Origin of the sequence: Brucella sp. RRSP16, assembly GCF_052246815.1 — a bacterium.
GTDB lineage: Bacteria > Pseudomonadota > Alphaproteobacteria > Rhizobiales > Rhizobiaceae > Brucella > Brucella intermedia.
Genome location: NZ_JBQQAM010000010.1, coordinates 205,336 through 221,275, shown reverse-complemented (window position 1 = coordinate 221,275; position 15,940 = coordinate 205,336). Strand labels below are relative to the sequence as shown.

Here is a 15,940-nt window from a genome sequence, read left to right as displayed (position 1 = left end):
CGACGAAACCTTCCGCACCGAAATATTTGCCGATGGCGGTAACGGCGGCGCTGCCGCCGAAATAGAACAGATAGATGACGAGAAGATCGGGAATGCCGCGAATGATCGTGGTGTAGCCGTCAGCGACGGTGCGCAGCGTGCGTCCGCCGGAAATCTTCGCCCAGGCAGCGAACACCCCGATGGCCGCGCCGAGCAGAAAGCCCAGAACCGCCAAGGCTACGCTCACCAGTGCGCCCATCATCAGCACATAGCCCCAGCCGTCAGGACCGAAACTCAGAATATCGAGAAAGCCCATCTGCTTCATGATGCGTCAGGCCTTGTTGGAATTGGGGGAATGAATGTCATTTCTATTTTCAGAATCTGTCTGCTCGCTGCATCATTTTGCGGTTTCGGGCAGAGCGGGTTGAACGCTGTCTGGAATCGGATTGACGAAAACGGTTCCGCCGAGCCGTTTCTCGTGATCCTGCTTTGCTTTCTCGATCTGTGCCGGATCGCGAAACAGTTCGATGGCCGTGCTACCCATGATCTTTGCAGCATGCGCCATGCCCTTGTGCGCTGCCGGCAGCTTGCCCTGAGCCACCATCTGCCACGAATGAAGCGGCGTGCCGATTGCGCAGGTCGCACCGCGCATCTGCACGGTCGGCACTACCCAGCTCACGCTGCCCACATCGGTGGAGCCGACGAGGGTGTTGTCGCCCTTATAAGGCGTATAGATGTCTTCGCAAAGCGAAAGGCCGTCCTTGGGCTCGACACCGAAGCGGCGGAAGGCATCGGAAATATCTTCCCTGGAAAGCGTCTTCTGGAAGCGGCTTGCCGTTTCGCGGTCCTGATCGTCAAAGTCCGGTGGTCCGAGACGCTCAAGCTGCATCTGCATCAGCTGTTCTAGCGGTGTGTTCCCGATCAGATCCGCATCGCCGCTAACGATCTCGCTGCGCACCGTGGTTTCGGTCATCAGCGCGGCGCCCTCGGCAATTTTCTTGACGCGTTCGAGAAGCGTCTGCATTTCCGGCAGGCTGCGGGCGCGAACGAGATAACGGACCGTTGCCCTGGCCTGCACGACATTCGGCGCAAAGCCGCCTGTATCGGTTACAGCGTAATGAATGCGCGCCGTGGACGGCATATGCTCGCGCATATAATTCACGCCGACATTCATCAGTTCGACCGCATCAAGCGCACTGCGTCCGAGATGCGGTGCTGCCGAAGCGTGGGCCGCACGGCCGCTGAAGTGAAAATTGATTTCATTGCAGGCGAGCGAGACTGGATCGTTTACGCCCGCAAAAGGCGCAGGATGCCAGCAGAAGGCGATATCGACATCGTCGAACAGTCCTTCGCGAACCATGAAGCCCTTTGCCGAACCGCCCTCTTCCGCCGGGCAACCATAATAACGCACGCGTCCCTTGATGCCCTGTGCGGCAAGATAATCCTTCACGGCAGCAGCAGCGAGCAGCGATCCCGCACCCAGCAGATTGTGGCCGCAACCATGTCCGTGACCGCCTGCTTCGACAGGCTTCTCTTCTGCCAGTCCCGATACCTGGCTCAAACCCGGCAGGGCATCGAACTCACCAAGAATGGCAATGACCGGCCCTTCCTCGCCAGCTTCGCCCATTACAGCCGTCGGCAATCCAGCAATGCCGCGTTCGACGCGAAACCCTTCCGCTTCCAGCATCGCCGCGTGGGCATCGCTCGATCTGTATTCTTCATAGTTGGTTTCCGGATTATCCCAAACCGTATCGCTCAGTTCGAAATATGCGGCACTCTTGGCGTCGACAATATCCCAGATATCGTGATGGTTTTTCAACTTGGCTCCATCGCTCATTTCCCCGCCATGTCAGAAACTGGCGGGCCTCCGGAGGTTTCGGCATCGCAATTGCCGATCCTTCCGTGTGCTGTAATTTTTGATGATGCTGATAGAACTCAGGCCCCGCTCCCGCAAGGGCAGATCGGAGAGTTGACGCAAAATTGCAAATTTTCGGGCGGTTTTCAGCCCTCTGTTTGCCGTTCAGGTACCGTCAATCCGATTGAAGTTGGCTTCTGGCCTCCCACACGCCTCAATATTCCTCGCACCTGTACTGAGCAGTACCCGAGACGAATGGCGAGGAGTAGCCGCGATAGTGGTCAAAATTATCGCCGGTTTTTGCAATATGGCACGTTTCATGTGGCAAATTGGAAAAACGTCGCTTTTACGGGGCTGTTGCTTTGAGTATCTGCCCTTGAGTATCCATGGATGAAACGATAGTTCGTTCCGCGAACTGAACTTCCGGGGCAACGTTCATGGTACAGACAAAGAAGCTCGCAGATTTCGCTATGCGTCCGCTCGGAAGAAGCGAAGTGACGGACATCTGGCAAATCGACCGCAGCGAAATCATTGAGGAAATGTATCGCCTGCAAGACGACCAGCTCGTGCTGGAACCGCAGTTCTACGATGTGCGCGGCTGGCCGGAAGGCGAAGCGGAAATCTACACGCCCATCCTGCTCGACTGCTACGACCACGGCGGGGTTTTTCTCGGTGCTGAAGCGGATGGTGCACTGGTTGCCGTTGCGGTTACGGATGTGCGCCCTGTCGGCCTCTATCCAGAACTACATCAGCTTGGTTTCATGCATGTCGATAAAGCCGTCCGCGGATTGGGCCTTGCAGGCGAACTCTATCGGCGCAGCATGGCCGTTGCTAAGGAAGCCGGATCTGAAGGCTTTTATATTTCAGCGACCCCCACGCGGCGAACAATCGATTTTTATATGAAACAGGGCGCGAAAGTTACAATCAGGCCGGATCCGCTGCTCTTCGAGCGCGAACCCGAAGATATTCATCTGATTCATCGATTTACGAGCCAAGCTTCTTGACCCGGGACTGAAACCGCTATCATCGTCAGCCATGCGTATCCTGCTCGTCGAAGATAATCTCACCCTCGCAAACTGGCTGGCAAAAAGCCTGCAACAGTCAAACTATAGCGTCGATACAGTGCACGACGCTGCTGATGCAGAACAGGCGCTCGCCTTCACAGAGTACGATCTGGTGATTCTTGATCTCGGCCTTCCCGACAAAACCGGGCTGGATGTGCTGGAACACGTCCGCGGCAAAGGCAATGAAGTACCCGTCATCATCCTGACAGCCAATGCCAGTCTTGACGGGCGTATCCGTGGATTGGATGCCGGTGCCGACGACTATCTGGCAAAGCCCTTCGAGCTGAGCGAACTCGAAGCGCGTATCCGCGCGCATCTTCGCCGCGCCAGCCAGCGAACAGCGCCCGTTGTGACCTGCGGGCTTTTACGTTTCGACACCAATACCCGGCTATTCTCGCTTGGAGACGATCCGCTTTCACTTGCCCCGAAGGAACATGCAGTTCTGGAACAGCTGTTGCGGCGCATCGGAACCACGGTCAGCAAGACGGCGCTTGTGCAGGGCATCTACAATTTCGACAGCGAAACTGACGAAAACGCCATCGAAATCTACATTCATCGTCTCCGCAAGAAGCTGGAGGGCAGCCGAGCCGAGATCGTGACCTTGCGCGGTCTGGGCTATCTGCTGCGCGAAGCGAGTTGAGATGAAACGGCTGTTCACCCGCCTCTCCCAAAGCCTGCGCGCCCAACTCGTTTCGTGGATCGTAATCCCGCTGATTATCGTGGCAGGGATCAATCTCTGGACAGCATGGCGCGCATCGGAAAACATGGCCGGGATCGTATCAGACCGAATGCTGACAGCGTCTGCACGCGCCATCGGCGAAGCGACTGCCGCGTCGCACAATGCCATCGATGCCGTCATTCCGCCGGTCGCACTCGAAATGTTTTCAACGGGATATGGGGACCGGGTCTATTATCGTGTGGAGACGTCCGATGGACGTCTGCTGGCAGGATTTCCCGACTTGCCCATGCCGGCCGATATCACGAATTACGATCCTCTTCATTATGAAGGCATCTATCGCGACCGCCCCTTGCGCCTGGTTGTGTTGCGCCATCCTGTTGCCGCACCTTCCACGCTGCCACAAGCTGTCGATGTGGTCGTGGGCGTCACCCTTGCGGGATACACCGCCATGCAACGGGAACTCTGGCTGAACTCGGTGCTGGAACAATCGCTGCTCATCATCGTTGCCGGTGCTCTCTCGCTATTGGGCTTGCGCTTTGTGTTGCGCCCGCTGATCCGGCTTCGCAACGAAGTCCGCAATCGCACATCCAAACTGGAACCGTTCGATCCACAGACCGTCCAGACCGAACTTCGACCGCTCGTCACGGCGCTGAACCAGTATATGGAACGCGTACGCAAGCAGATGTCGGCGCAGCACCGTTTCATTCAGAATGCGGCACATCAGTTGCGCACACCGCTTGCGACGCTTTCGACACAGGCCAGCTTCGCAGAACGGGCAACCGAAGAAACTGACCGCAAGGATGTCCTGGCTGGCATCAAGAATACGGCCATGCAGCTGTCACGGCTGGCCGGACAGTTGCTGACGCTTTCCCGCGCCGAACCGGGCAGCAGGCGTCCACGCGCTGATCGGGTTGATCTGGCGGAGGCGGGACAACAAATTCTGGAAAGCCTGGCAGGCAAGGCGTTCGACCGCAAGATCGATCTCGGGTTCGAGCTTAAAGCGACCAAGCCGGTCATTTCAGGCGATGGAACCATGCTGCGCGAGATGATCGTCAATCTGGTGGACAATGCCCTCACCTATACGCCGGAAGGCGGCACGGTCACGCTTGTGATCGATCAAGATGGACACAAAATCAAATTACGGGTCGAGGATAACGGCCCCGGTATTCCGGTCAGCGAATATGAACACGTTTTCGAACGTTTCTATCGTGTTCCGGGCACTCTGGCAGATGGAAGCGGGCTCGGTCTCGCCATCGTGCGTGAAGTGGCCAATGCCGCAGGCGGTGATGTGTCGCTTTCCGAAACGAAAGGCGGCGGGCTCACGGTGACTGTCACCCTGCCCGCCGCCTGAGCTGTTCAAATGTCTGGCTATCAGCTGCCCTGTTCGGAGAGCGCCTGTGGACGCCATTTCACCAGATGGTTTTCGATCAGCGTGATAATATATTCCACGACGAGCGCCAACACCGCCAGAATGACCATGGCAGCAAAGACGCCATTGGCATTGAATGTGCCCTGTGCCGTTGAGATCATCAGGCCGACGCCCTTCTTCGCGCCCAGAAACTCACCCACAACGGCACCGACGAGCGCAAAACCGAAGCTGACGTGAAGGCTTGCCAGAATCCAGCTCATGGCTGACGGCACGATGACGGTACGTGTGATCTGCGAACGGGAAGCACCCAATATCTGTGCATTTGCAATCAGCGCACGATCAGCTTCGCGTACACCCTGAAACGCATTGGCGAACACGACGAAGAACACCATGACGACGGCCAGCGCCACCTTGGACGCCATGCCGAGCCCAAGCGCGATGATGAAGATCGAACCCAGCACGACGCGCGGGATGGAATTGGCGATCTTGATGTAGATCGAGAACACATCGGCGAGGAACTTGTTGCGGCCCAGCAGGATGCCGCAAATGACGCCGCCAACCGCACCGATCAGGAAGCCAAGCGCTGTTTCCTCAAGGGTTACGATGATCTGCTCCGAAAGCGGCCCCTGTGACGTGCCTTCCGTGATCCATATCCATATCTGGTCGGCAATACCGGAAGGGCTCGCGAAGAAGAATGGATCGATCAGGCCCGTCCGTGCACCGAGTTCCCAACCACCCAGAACGGCGACCAGAATGGCGAGGCGCACAAGGATAACCACGGCACGGCGGCGGCGCATTGCAGCGCGAAATTTCGCTTCGGTGCGTGCAAGTTCGTCCGTACTTGCACTGGACTGCAAGTTTGCTGACGCGGAGAGGGTTTGTGTTGTCATTTCATTTTCTCCGATTAGTTGCCGCTTGCCAGCGCGCGCTTCTGACCGATCTGCACTTCCTCGCGCAGATCGTCCCAGATGACCTTGGCAATATCGACAAACTGGCTGTCGTAGCGGATGTCTTCCATGACGCGCGGGCGTGGAATATCGATGTCGTAGACGCTCTTGACCGTAGCCGGACCGGCGGTCAGCACATAAACCTTGTCGGCCAAAGCAATCGCTTCCTCCAGATCGTGCGTAACGAAGATGACCGACGCGCCAGACTGTTGCCAGAGATCGAGCAATTCACCCTGCATCAAGGTGCGTGTCTGCACGTCAAGCGCGCTGAACGGTTCATCCATGAGCAGGATTTTCGGTTCGTTGATGAATGTCTGCGCCAGCGCCACGCGCTTGCGCATGCCGCCGGAGAGCTGGTGTGGATAGTGGTTTTCAAAGCGGGCAAGACCGACGCGGGCGATCCAGCTGCGCGCTTTCGCATAGGCTTCTTCCTTGCCCATGCCGCGATAGCGCGGGCCCGCGCTCACATTGTCGATGACGCTGAGCCACGGAAACAGAGCATCCGCCTGAAACACAAAGCCGATATCAGGGCTGATACCTTCGATGGGCTTACCCATCAGACGAACTTCACCGGCACTTGGCTTGGCGAGACCTGTCACGAGATTAAGCGTCGTCGACTTGCCGCAGCCGGTCGGGCCGACGACACAGGCAAATTCGCCCTGCGCAACATTCATGGTGAAGTCGCGCAATGCGGTCATCATCTTGCCGTCGGGGGTGACGAAACGGCGGGTTACATTGTTGAGCGCGATTGCAGGCACATTGTTGCCATCTGTTTCACGCGCAATGGTACTGGGGGCTTCCATCAGCATGGGTTCCTCGCGGGTATGCGGCACCGCTCGCACGCGACAGTTTCGTTATCGAGCATCCCGCACCAAAACGGTTTTTCCGTTTTGGAGAATTGCTCTGTCGCGTGCCTGCAATGCGGCTGAATATGTTGAAACAGTGAGACTGACGTTCTACCTGAACGTCAGTCGCAGGCTGGTCACTTCGCAGCGTCAAGCGCTGCGTTAGCCTTGTCCACGAACTCGGTCGTGAACGTCTTCGAAAGATCGACCTGTTTTTCCTGAAGCGGCTTCTTGAAGGTTGCGAGAACCTTGAGGACAGTTTCAGGACCATCTTTCGGCATGCGGCCATCCGGCGTGTACTGCGCCTTGCCCTCGGCAAGGCCCTTCACGTAGAGGTCCTTGTCGCCGACATAATAATCCTTGGGCATCTGGTCTGCGATTTCTTCGGCGCTGTGCGAAGCGATATAACGCATGGTTTTGACCAGTGCGTTGGCAAGTTTCTGCGCATCTTCCTTGTGTGTCTCGAGCCATGCGCTCTGCACGTAGAACGAAGCAGCCGGATATGGTCCGCCAAGGGCTTCGATGGTTTTATCTGGCGTGCGCATGTCGACCAGCACCTTCGCATCGCCGCTTTTCAGCATATTGGCGACAGTCGGCTCCGTGGTCATGCCCGCCTGCACGGCATCCTGCTTGAAGGCTGCAATGAAAGTGTTGCCTGCGCCGACCGGCAACAACGTATAATCGCCCTGCTTCAAGCCGTTGCGCATGGCAAGGTACTGGGTCAGGAAGTCTGTAGAAGAACCGAGACCCGTGACACCGAGCGTGTGCCCCTTGAAATCGGCGGGCGACTTGATCTGATCGGCATATTTGCTGGAAACGAGTTCCACTTCACCCGGCGCCTGGCTGAACTGTACGATCGACTGGATGAACTTGCCCTTCGATTGCAGATCGATGGTGTGATCGTAAAAGCCGACCACGGCCTGGGCTGCACCAGCCAAAAGCTCGTTTTCCGCATCGACGCCGGCGCGACTATTGATCAGCTCGACATCAAGGCCTTCATCCTTGAAGTAACCGAGCTTTTCCGTCAGCACGGCTGGAAGGTAAATCTGCTTTTCCATGCCACCAACGATTACCGTCAGTTTTTCGGCATGGGCCGCGTTTGCGCCAATTACCATCGCGCCGCCAATAATGGCTGCGCCAAACAGATGGCGATATGAATCTCTAGAGATTTTCATCTATGCTCCTCCGAGTGCTCCTGCTGGCCCGGCAAAACCAAGCCCCTCCTGATGCCGATTCCTCTATCGGTCTTGAATGGATATCGCAGGCAAGCTTTCAACCAGCTTTCAACACACTTGCAGCGGGATTTAGAGGCCAACGAAGTGGAAGACAGACTTTATCGCTGTTTGTATCCCATGAAACGGGGCTTTCGAAAACACTGTCCAACGTGGCTTGCGTCACTGTCATAAAACGATCAGTTGCATTCCCCTTAAATTAGGCGTTCAATCAGTCGAAGGGGAGGCCCCCAATGCCATTTCGCGGTAACAAATATCAAGGAACATACGCACCTGAAGACCTTCGGGTGCTTCAGGTTGCCTATAACCGTTGCTGTGCGGTTCTGGATCGCTGCCCGACAACACACGAAGATAAAGAGATACTCGCACGAGCAATCATCCGAACATATGAATCCGGTGCACATGACCCGGACAAGATTGCAGAAATCGTGGCCAAGCTCGAACTCTCGCGAGTCTAGTCTGTCGGCGTTGTGCAAGCGCTCGAACTAAGGACTGCCATGTAATTCTTTTGCACCCTGCCCTCACAGAGTATTTTACATAAAGTAAACAATTCTTCGATATAAAGTTTTGCAATCAGCTATATTTTAGTATAGTGGATCACACGGATTTATGGGCTGACAGGACGATCGGTCGGCCAGCCATATGCGGAATGCATAGAATGCCATTTTCGAGAGATTACTATTTCGGGCGCTTCAAACCCGCCGAGTTGAAAGAGCTGCAAGCGGCTTATGTGAAGTCGTGCGAAGCAATGGCGCGTTGCCCGATCACCTCTCCCCATAAGGACGAAATGGCACGCGAAATCATTCAGATTTATGAGTGCGGTGTCTGCGACGCCGAAAAAATCGCGGAACTTATGGTCCAGATCGAGGCGGTCAAGCCGCGTCCGATGAGCGAACTGTTGCTCGCACAGATAAGTGCGGCCCAACCCAAGACCGCCTGATCGAGATCAATTCCATGCGATAACCGGATGCGAGGCTCGCATCCGGTTATTTTTCGTTCAGCGTTTTGCAACGGGCCGGACAAGTGGCGTCACGCGACGGATGGTGACGCGGCGGTTCTCCTGCTCCGCTGCCTGTGTGCGAATTTTGAGGAAGCGTTCGCCATAACCCTGCGTCACGAGATTTTCAGCCGGGATATCATAGACTTCCGTCAAAAGGCTGGCGACGGACTCAGCTCGTTTGTCCGACAGGACCAGATTTGAGCGGTCCGACCCTACGGCATCCGTATGACCTTCGATAAAGAAGGTCTCGCCAGGATCCTTCGCCAGCACCTTCTGCATGGCGGTCGCAACCTTGCGCAAGGTCTTGGCTTGCGACATCGAAACCTCGGCACTTCCAGTCGCGAAGTGGATCGTATCCAGATCGATGCGGCGCACCTTGTCACGCAGACGGGCAGAGTGACGAACTTCATCGATTGTATAAACGCGCTCTACACGCTCCACCGGCGGCATGGCGAGGAAATCGTAGAAATCGCGATCCGGATCGTCGGCAACGTCAATGATATAATCTCTCACCGGAATGGTGAGACGCATTGGCGGCAGTTCATAGCCGACATCGATAATCGAAGCGCGCGGATTGTCATCGTATTCGGGCGCATAGATCATCAGATATTCGTTGCCGTCGCGGTCGATACGGGAACGCTGAAGAATGTCGCCGTAACGATCATAGATCGTGACAATCTGGTTCCCGCCGGGGCGAACGATGGTTTCGCGGGTACGTCCACGCGGCAATTCATCATAATAAGTCTGCTCGGCATCGCGGCGTAGCCTCGGGCGGTCATCCCCGCGAACGAAGATACGGTCGCCGACATCCAGGATGACGCGGTTGTCGACTTCCTCGATCACTTTGACGTTCGTGACATTGTTCGTCACGTTATTAACCGTCGTATTGTTTATGACTGTGTTGTTCACCACCGTGTTGTTGACGATATTGGTGGTTTCCGGCACGGCAAAGACAGGCGCTTCCTTGATCCGAGTGCCTTCTTCCTTGAGATTGGCCTCGATCTTCTGCGGCAGCGCTGCCTTCACTTCTTCCGGAATAGCGACCTGCGCCGCCGCATCATTTGCGGGTGGCGGGGCATTTTCCTCGGCTGAGCGCTGCTGCTCGCGCTGCTTGCGGCGATCTTCACGCGACTGGCTTCCCCCGGAATTGTCGGCATCCTTGTCGCTGTCGAGAATGGCGGCGCCATTTTCAACCGGCAAGACAACTGTGTCGTCGGTCTTCGCGGGATCTTTGGCAATCTCCTGCTTTTCCTCGGTCGAGCGCTGATCGACTATTTCCGGCGCAGGCTTTTGCTGGCCGTCGGTCGATTGCGGCTGTTCCACCGGTTGCGCAGGCTGCGCTTCGTTCTGTGGAGCTTCTGTTGCTTTCGGCTCCTGCGGCGGAACTTCTTCCGGATGCTCAACGATGGACTCTTCTGCAGGTTCTTTCTGCTGAGGCGTCGCCGGAGATGCTTCTGCCGGTTGCTCGGCAGGCTTTTCCGCTTGCGGAGCAGGAGCTTCCTTCCCGGGCTTCTCGGGTGCGGGTTGCTCGGGTTTCGCTTCGGGCTCACTTGCAGGAGCTTCCTTCACAGGTTTTTCGGTGGGCGCTGTCTGCTCCTGCTGTTCAGCATCCTTGCGAGCAGCCTCTTCCTCTGCCTTCTTCTGTTCTTCGGCGCGACGCTGGGCTTCTTCTTCAGCAGCCTTCTGCTGCTGTTGTTCGCTCTGGCGCTGCGCCTCCTCCTCGGCTTTTTTCTGCTCGGCCGCCTGCTTGGCCTGTTCTTCGGCCTGCTTCTGCGCTTCGCGCTCTGCTGCCTTCTGTTGTTCCTCGGCTTGTTTCTGTGCTTCTCGTTCGGCAGCCTTCTGCTGCTCTTCGGCCTGGCGCTGCGCCTCCGCTTCCGCAGCTCGTTTCTGCTCTTCCGCCTGACGCTGGGCTTCTTCCTGAGCGGCTTTCTGCTGTTGTTCTTCCGCCTGACGACGGTTTTCTTCGTCGGCAGCGCGCTGTTGCTCCTCAGCCCGGCGCGCTTCTTCCTCTGCCGCCTTTTGCTGTTCCTCAGCCTCGCGCTGTTGCAGCAATTGCTCGTCGGATGGCTGGTCCCCATTCTCCTGCGCCAACAGGATTGGAGCCGTCAGCGTATCTGCGAGCACGGGCTGCGCGAGAATGGAGGCCGACAGAACCGGCACCGCAACCGTGGCAAGAAGCTTCGAACGAATAGACATATATCCTTCTCCTTCTGGAAGGCAGAATTGGTGTGCGTCTGCCCATGGATTCGCAGGCAAGGACGCCGTACGTCGCCAGCGGTACCCACTGAATTGGGACAAATTCCGGCGACTTCACAAATCCGTTATCGCAATCCACATGAACGCAGGCTGAACTCAACCGTTCCTGAATTGAGAGATTTTTCGCATTCTTTTAGCCAGAAGTTCTATACCTTCCGCGATGCGGTTGAGTGGAATTGAAGAATAGGCGATGCGAAAATAACGGCATGGCCGGTCGTCGCTCCAGAAGAACGGCGCTCCGGACTCTATCAGCACGCCGTCCTCTCGCAGATCACGTGCGAGCTTGTCGGCATCCATGCCTTCAGGTCCCTCGATCCAGAACGCAGTACCGCCAAACGCGGACTTGCCCGCGATTTTCAAACCTTCCCGATCGAGAGCCTCGATCATGGCTATGTGACGCTTGTGATATTCGATCCGCATTCGGTGAATGACTGCATCATAATGGCCAAGCGCCAGAAAATAGGCGGCAGTTCGTTGCAGATGTCCGGGCGGATGACGCAGCATCAGCGCGCGCAACGCCCTCGCCTCGCGAATGACGGGAGCCGGGGCGACGAGATAACCGAGCCGAAGTCCCGGAAAAAGCGATTTGGAGAAGCTGCCCACATAGAGAACGCGACCATACTGGTCGAGCGATTTCAACGCCGGGGTCGGTGGCTGGAGAAAGCTCATCTCGAATTCGTAATCGTCCTCGACGATGACGAAATCTCGTTCCGCCGCCGCTTCCAGCAACGCGATACGCCGCGCCCGGGGCATGGTGGCGGCTGTGGGGGATTGATGACTTGGCGTAACGAAGACCGCGTCAATCCCGTCCGGCAGAAGTTCGGGCGGCAAGCCGCCTTCATCGACATCAAGTGCCGTAACGCGGGCTCCCGTCAGATGGAGCGTAGCGCTGATATCCGGATGGCCAGGATTCTCGCATACGACATGCGAACTCCGCGTCAAAAGCAGATGGCTGATGATCCAAAGCGCGTTCTGTGCGCCAACCGTAACCAATATCTCGTCCGGCTCCGCGCGTATCCCTCGGCTCGGCAGCGTACGGGAGCGGATGTAATTGACAAGTTCAACATCGTCCGCCGCGGCGAAATCACCTGCCATGAGGATGAAATCTTCCCGAGCAAGCGCACGCCGGGCGCAATCGCGCCATGCGGCCAGGTCGAACAGGGTCTGATCCATCTGGCCATAAAGGAACGGATAGCGGTATTTTCGCCAATCCAGCGGCTTGCGGATGGTCTTGGCGATATTGAAGCCGGGACGCAGTTTGGACGACCAGTCAACAGCGGTGTCGGGGGTCTGCAAGAAATCCCTGTCGGGATGACTGATGGGCGGTGTCGTGGCCACATGGTAGGCGCTGCGCGAACGCACTTCCAGATAGCCTTGGGAAACAAGTTCCTGATAGGCAAGCGTTACCGTCAGGCGCGAGACTTTCAGATAATCAGCCAGCCCTCGCGTCGACGGCATGCGCGCGCCCGGGAGAACGGCCCCAGACAGAATGGCCGATACAGTGGTTTCACGGATCTGCGATTGCAATCCGGTATTTCGGCTGCCGTCTATGAAGAATATCGTTGGCGAAACGGCGTCCAAAGCCCTGCTCCATTAGTAAATCTGCAACTGCGCCTCGGTTTGCGTCAGTTTTTCCGCTTCATGCTCCACTTAGCAATAGCGTTTCTTCTTTCTGATTTTCCCCATGGAATAATTGGGCCTGGCGAAAGTGTGTACATGTCCGCATCTCCGGCGGCACCGTCGCCGCCGCCAAACTGGACTTATTGACTATTCCAACTGGATATAAGGCAAATGTGATGACGTGGCTATCGTTTGTAATCGGAACTGGAGATTGGCGAAAAACGCCAACGGTCATGACCAAGTCAGACATGGTTCTTAAATGGAAGGGGAACTCCATGAACTATTTCAACAGCATAAAACGGGTGGTGTTATTTTCAGCCGCAGCAGCGCTTTCCACGTCTGCGGCCTATGCCGAAACCACGGTCGTGGTCGGTTATCAGCAGATCGTAGGGCCGTTTCTGACTGCGATTGCCAACGGAAAATTCGATGCGGCCGCCAAGGAGGCCGGATACAAGATCGACTGGCGCCAGTTCGCATCGGGCGGAGATATTTCCACAGCCCTTGCGTCCGGCAACGTGCCGGTAGGCGTGATCGGCTCGACAGGCATCGCGGCAGCTGCCACACGCGGGGTCGACCTCCAGCTCTTCTGGATCCTCGATAATATCGGCAAGTCGGAAGCACTGGTGGCGCGCGAAGGCTCCGGCATCGAGAAGCCGGAAGATCTCAAGGGCAAGAAGATCGGCGTGCCGTTCGTCTCGACCTCCCACTTTCATCTTCTCGTCGGCATGGACGACATCTGGAAGATCAATCCACGCGATGCGGAAATCCTCAACATGACGCCGCCGCAAATCGTTGCCGCTTGGCAGCGAGGCGATATCGATGCGGCCTATGTCTGGCCCCCTGCTCTTTCCGAAATTCTCAAGTCGGGCAAGGAAATTGCCAATTCGGAAGAAATTGGCGCAAAAAGTGTTCCGACTTTCGACGGGCTCGTGGTCGACAAGAGTTTCGCCAGCGAGAATCCGAAATTCATGACCGCCTTCACCGCCGTGCTCAAGGATGCCTATGCCGACTACAAGGCCAATGGTGGCCAGTGGACGGCAGATTCAGACCAGGTGAAGGGTATGGTCAAGCTGATCGGCGGCAATGCCGCTGACATACCCGGCGCGCTCGCACTGTTGTCCTTCCCAACAGTGGAAGAACAGGCCTCACCGAGCTGGCTCGGCGGTGGCAAGGACAGCGGCGCGCTCAAATCTGTCACCCAGAGCGCAAAATTCCTCGTCGATCAAAAACAGCTCGACAAGGCTCTGGACGACTATAGCGGCAACGTAAATGGCAGTTTTGCCGAAGCAGCCGCAAAGTAATTACGTGAAGTAATTCAAGCGCCTCCACCAGCGCATGTCTTTGAGGGACAGTCGCTGCACCGAGACGGTTCCTGCAATGATGCAACCTTTGGTTTATGCTGGAACCGCTTTCTCGTTCCCGAAAGGTGACGTTATGGAAACTTTGAACGTATCGAATGTCAGTCTGACCTATCCCGGTCTTTATGTGGAAGAAGCCGTGATTGCACTGAAGGGTGTCAATCTGCGGATCGACAGCGGGGATTTCGTGGTGGCGCTGGGTGCGTCCGGCTGCGGCAAGACCACGCTTCTCAATCTGATGGCTGGTTTCATGATCCCGTCATCCGGAGAAATCACGTTGGGTGGACGCCAGGTGCGCGGCCCCGGCGCCGACAGGGGTGTCGTGTTCCAGAAACACGCACTTCTTCCCTGGCTCAATGTCATCGACAACACCGAGTTCGGCCTGAAGCTTCAAGGCGTGCCGAAGGCAGAGCGCCGCGCACGCGCCACAAGAAACCTGGCCCTGGTAGGCCTGCAGGATTTTCATAATCACAAGATCTACCAGCTCTCCGGCGGAATGCAGCAGCGCGTGGGCATCGCCCGCGCTCTTACCTGCGATCCGGCGATGCTGCTCATGGACGAGCCGATGGCGGCGCTCGATGCACTCACCCGCGAGACGATCCAGGAGTTGCTGTTGCGGGTCTGGCAGGTGACCAACAAAATGTTCTTCTTCATCACTCACAGCGTCGAAGAAGCCCTGTTTCTCGGTTCGCGCCTGATCGTCATGTCGCCGCGTCCCGGACGGATCACTCACACCTACGATCTGGATTTCAACCGACGCTTTCTGGAATGCGGTGACGCGCGCGCCGTCAAGTCCAGTCCCGATTTCATCAAGATGCGTGAGACAATTCTGGGGATTATCTATGGCGATGAACGTGCATCAGGAAACCCGGAACTGGTCCATGCTTGAGTTCGTCACTCGGGCACGACCAGTCAAACCCGGTAAAATCTATGGCGCCCCCGGCGATGGCAACAGCGGCTTCATCAGCCTTGTGACCGCACTGATCTTGCTGGGGCTCTGGTTTCTCGTAACTGGAATGGGGTGGGTCAAGCCGCTGTTTCTCCCCTCTCCCTTTGCGGTCTATGGCAAGTTCATGGTGGCGATGACCGACGGTGTGGCAAACTCCACTCTGGCCGAACATACGCTCGCCAGCCTTGGACGCGTATTGGGCGCTTTCGCGATTGCCTGTGTCACGGCAATTCCGATCGGCATCATGATGGGGATGAGCAGTTTCGTTCGCGGCGTGCTGGACCCGATTATCGAGTTCTACCGTCCGTTGCCGCCGCTTGCCTATCTGCCCCTGATCATCATCTGGCTCGGCATCGGCGAATTTCCGAAGGTGTTCCTCATCTTCCTCGCCATCTTCGCGCCGATGGCTATTGCGGCGAGAGCCGGTGTTCGCTCGGTCTCGACGGAACAGATCCATGCCGCCTACGCCATGGGCGCATCCCGGACCCAGGTGATAACCCAGGTCATCATGAAAGCGGCAATGCCGGAAATCTTCACCGGCATGCGCATCGGCATCGGTGTGGGCTGGACGACGCTGGTTGCCGCGGAAATGGTGGCAGCACATCGCGGGCTTGGCTTCATGGTGCTCAATGCCGCGCAGTTTCTGGCAAGCGACACCGTCATCATGGGCATCATAGTCATAGGCGTGTTCGCTTTCGCCTTCGACCTCCTGATCCGCTATCTGGAAAAGGTGCTTATTCCGTGGAAGGGCAAAATCTGACGATGCCTCGACCGCATTAACAACCCG

14 protein-coding genes are annotated in these 15,940 nt (G+C 56.8%); 7 read left to right on the top strand and 7 right to left on the bottom strand.

What is annotated here, in order from left to right; translation table 11 throughout:
- The coding region (locus tag ACS5UA_RS17085) for an ABC transporter permease subunit (protein WP_443101529.1) at window positions 1–304 on the bottom strand (304 nt) is incomplete at its 3' end.
- Window positions 305–376: 72 nt separating this feature from the next.
- Window positions 377–1,816, bottom strand: coding sequence for a M20 family metallopeptidase (locus ACS5UA_RS17080; protein ID WP_075041444.1), 1,440 nt, complete (start codon window positions 1,814–1,816; stop codon window positions 377–379).
- Window positions 1,817–2,271: 455 nt separating this feature from the next.
- Here ACS5UA_RS17080 and ACS5UA_RS17075 point away from each other — a divergent pair, with 455 nt between their 5' ends.
- Genes ACS5UA_RS17075 through ACS5UA_RS17065 form a run of 3 tightly spaced genes read left to right on the top strand, consistent with a single transcriptional unit; the run spans window position 2,272 to window position 4,928 of the window.
- Window positions 2,272–2,838 carry a GNAT family N-acetyltransferase gene (locus tag ACS5UA_RS17075; RefSeq protein WP_075041445.1) on the top strand — a complete coding sequence of 189 codons (567 nt, stop codon included), beginning with the start codon at window positions 2,272–2,274 and terminating at the stop codon, window positions 2,836–2,838.
- Between the two features lie 31 nt (window positions 2,839–2,869).
- Window positions 2,870–3,538, top strand: a complete 669-nt coding sequence (locus ACS5UA_RS17070; RefSeq protein WP_075041446.1) for a response regulator — start codon at window positions 2,870–2,872, stop codon at window positions 3,536–3,538.
- Window position 3,539: 1 nt separating this feature from the next.
- Entirely contained in the window at window positions 3,540–4,928 is a 1,389-nt protein-coding gene (locus tag ACS5UA_RS17065) for a sensor histidine kinase (RefSeq protein WP_075041447.1), read from the top strand.
- Between the two features lie 20 nt (window positions 4,929–4,948).
- Here ACS5UA_RS17065 and ACS5UA_RS17060 read toward each other — a convergent pair whose 3' ends face one another.
- From ACS5UA_RS17060 to ACS5UA_RS17050, 3 genes are all read right to left on the bottom strand, one after another.
- Window positions 4,949–5,836, bottom strand: coding sequence for an ABC transporter permease (locus ACS5UA_RS17060; RefSeq protein ID WP_006468779.1), 888 nt, complete (start codon window positions 5,834–5,836; stop codon window positions 4,949–4,951).
- Window positions 5,837–5,850: 14 nt separating this feature from the next.
- Complete coding sequence (locus ACS5UA_RS17055; protein ID WP_075041448.1) at window positions 5,851–6,702, bottom strand: ABC transporter ATP-binding protein; 852 nt, start codon at window positions 6,700–6,702, stop codon at window positions 5,851–5,853.
- A 173-nt stretch (window positions 6,703–6,875) separates the two neighbouring features.
- Window positions 6,876–7,913 (bottom strand): ABC transporter substrate-binding protein, encoded by a 1,038-nt coding sequence (locus ACS5UA_RS17050; protein WP_075041449.1) that lies wholly within the window; start codon window positions 7,911–7,913, stop codon window positions 6,876–6,878.
- Window positions 7,914–8,628: 715 nt separating this feature from the next.
- On the opposite strand from ACS5UA_RS17050, the gene ACS5UA_RS17045 reads away from it, so the two are divergent.
- Window positions 8,629–8,910: a hypothetical protein gene (locus ACS5UA_RS17045; protein WP_021585606.1), complete on the top strand. Its 282-nt coding sequence runs from the start codon at window positions 8,629–8,631 to the stop codon at window positions 8,908–8,910.
- 57 nt (window positions 8,911–8,967) lie between these two features.
- Here the strand turns inward: ACS5UA_RS17045 and ACS5UA_RS17040 are convergent, their stop codons facing one another.
- Window positions 8,968–11,166, bottom strand: a complete 2,199-nt coding sequence (locus ACS5UA_RS17040) for an OmpA family protein (protein WP_063620433.1) — start codon at window positions 11,164–11,166, stop codon at window positions 8,968–8,970.
- A gap of 156 nt (window positions 11,167–11,322) precedes the next feature.
- Window positions 11,323–12,807: a MocR-like pyridoxine biosynthesis transcription factor PdxR gene (pdxR, locus tag ACS5UA_RS17035; RefSeq protein WP_021585608.1), complete on the bottom strand. Its 1,485-nt coding sequence runs from the start codon at window positions 12,805–12,807 to the stop codon at window positions 11,323–11,325.
- Between the two features lie 314 nt (window positions 12,808–13,121).
- On the opposite strand from pdxR, the gene tauA reads away from it, so the two are divergent.
- The 3 genes from tauA (at window position 13,122) to ACS5UA_RS17020 (ending at window position 15,913) form a co-directional block, all read left to right on the top strand.
- A complete protein-coding gene (gene tauA, locus ACS5UA_RS17030; protein WP_021585610.1) occupies window positions 13,122–14,147 on the top strand; it encodes a taurine ABC transporter substrate-binding protein in 1,026 nt (341 codons plus the stop codon).
- 133 nt (window positions 14,148–14,280) lie between these two features.
- Window positions 14,281–15,093 (top strand): taurine ABC transporter ATP-binding protein, encoded by an 813-nt coding sequence (locus ACS5UA_RS17025; RefSeq protein WP_006471747.1) that lies wholly within the window; start codon window positions 14,281–14,283, stop codon window positions 15,091–15,093.
- On the top strand, window positions 15,086–15,913 hold the full coding sequence (locus tag ACS5UA_RS17020; RefSeq protein ID WP_006471746.1) for an ABC transporter permease subunit: 828 nt from the start codon (window positions 15,086–15,088) through the stop codon (window positions 15,911–15,913). The genes ACS5UA_RS17025 and ACS5UA_RS17020 overlap by 8 nt, the downstream gene beginning before the upstream one ends.
- Window positions 15,914–15,940 lie beyond the last annotated feature (27 nt).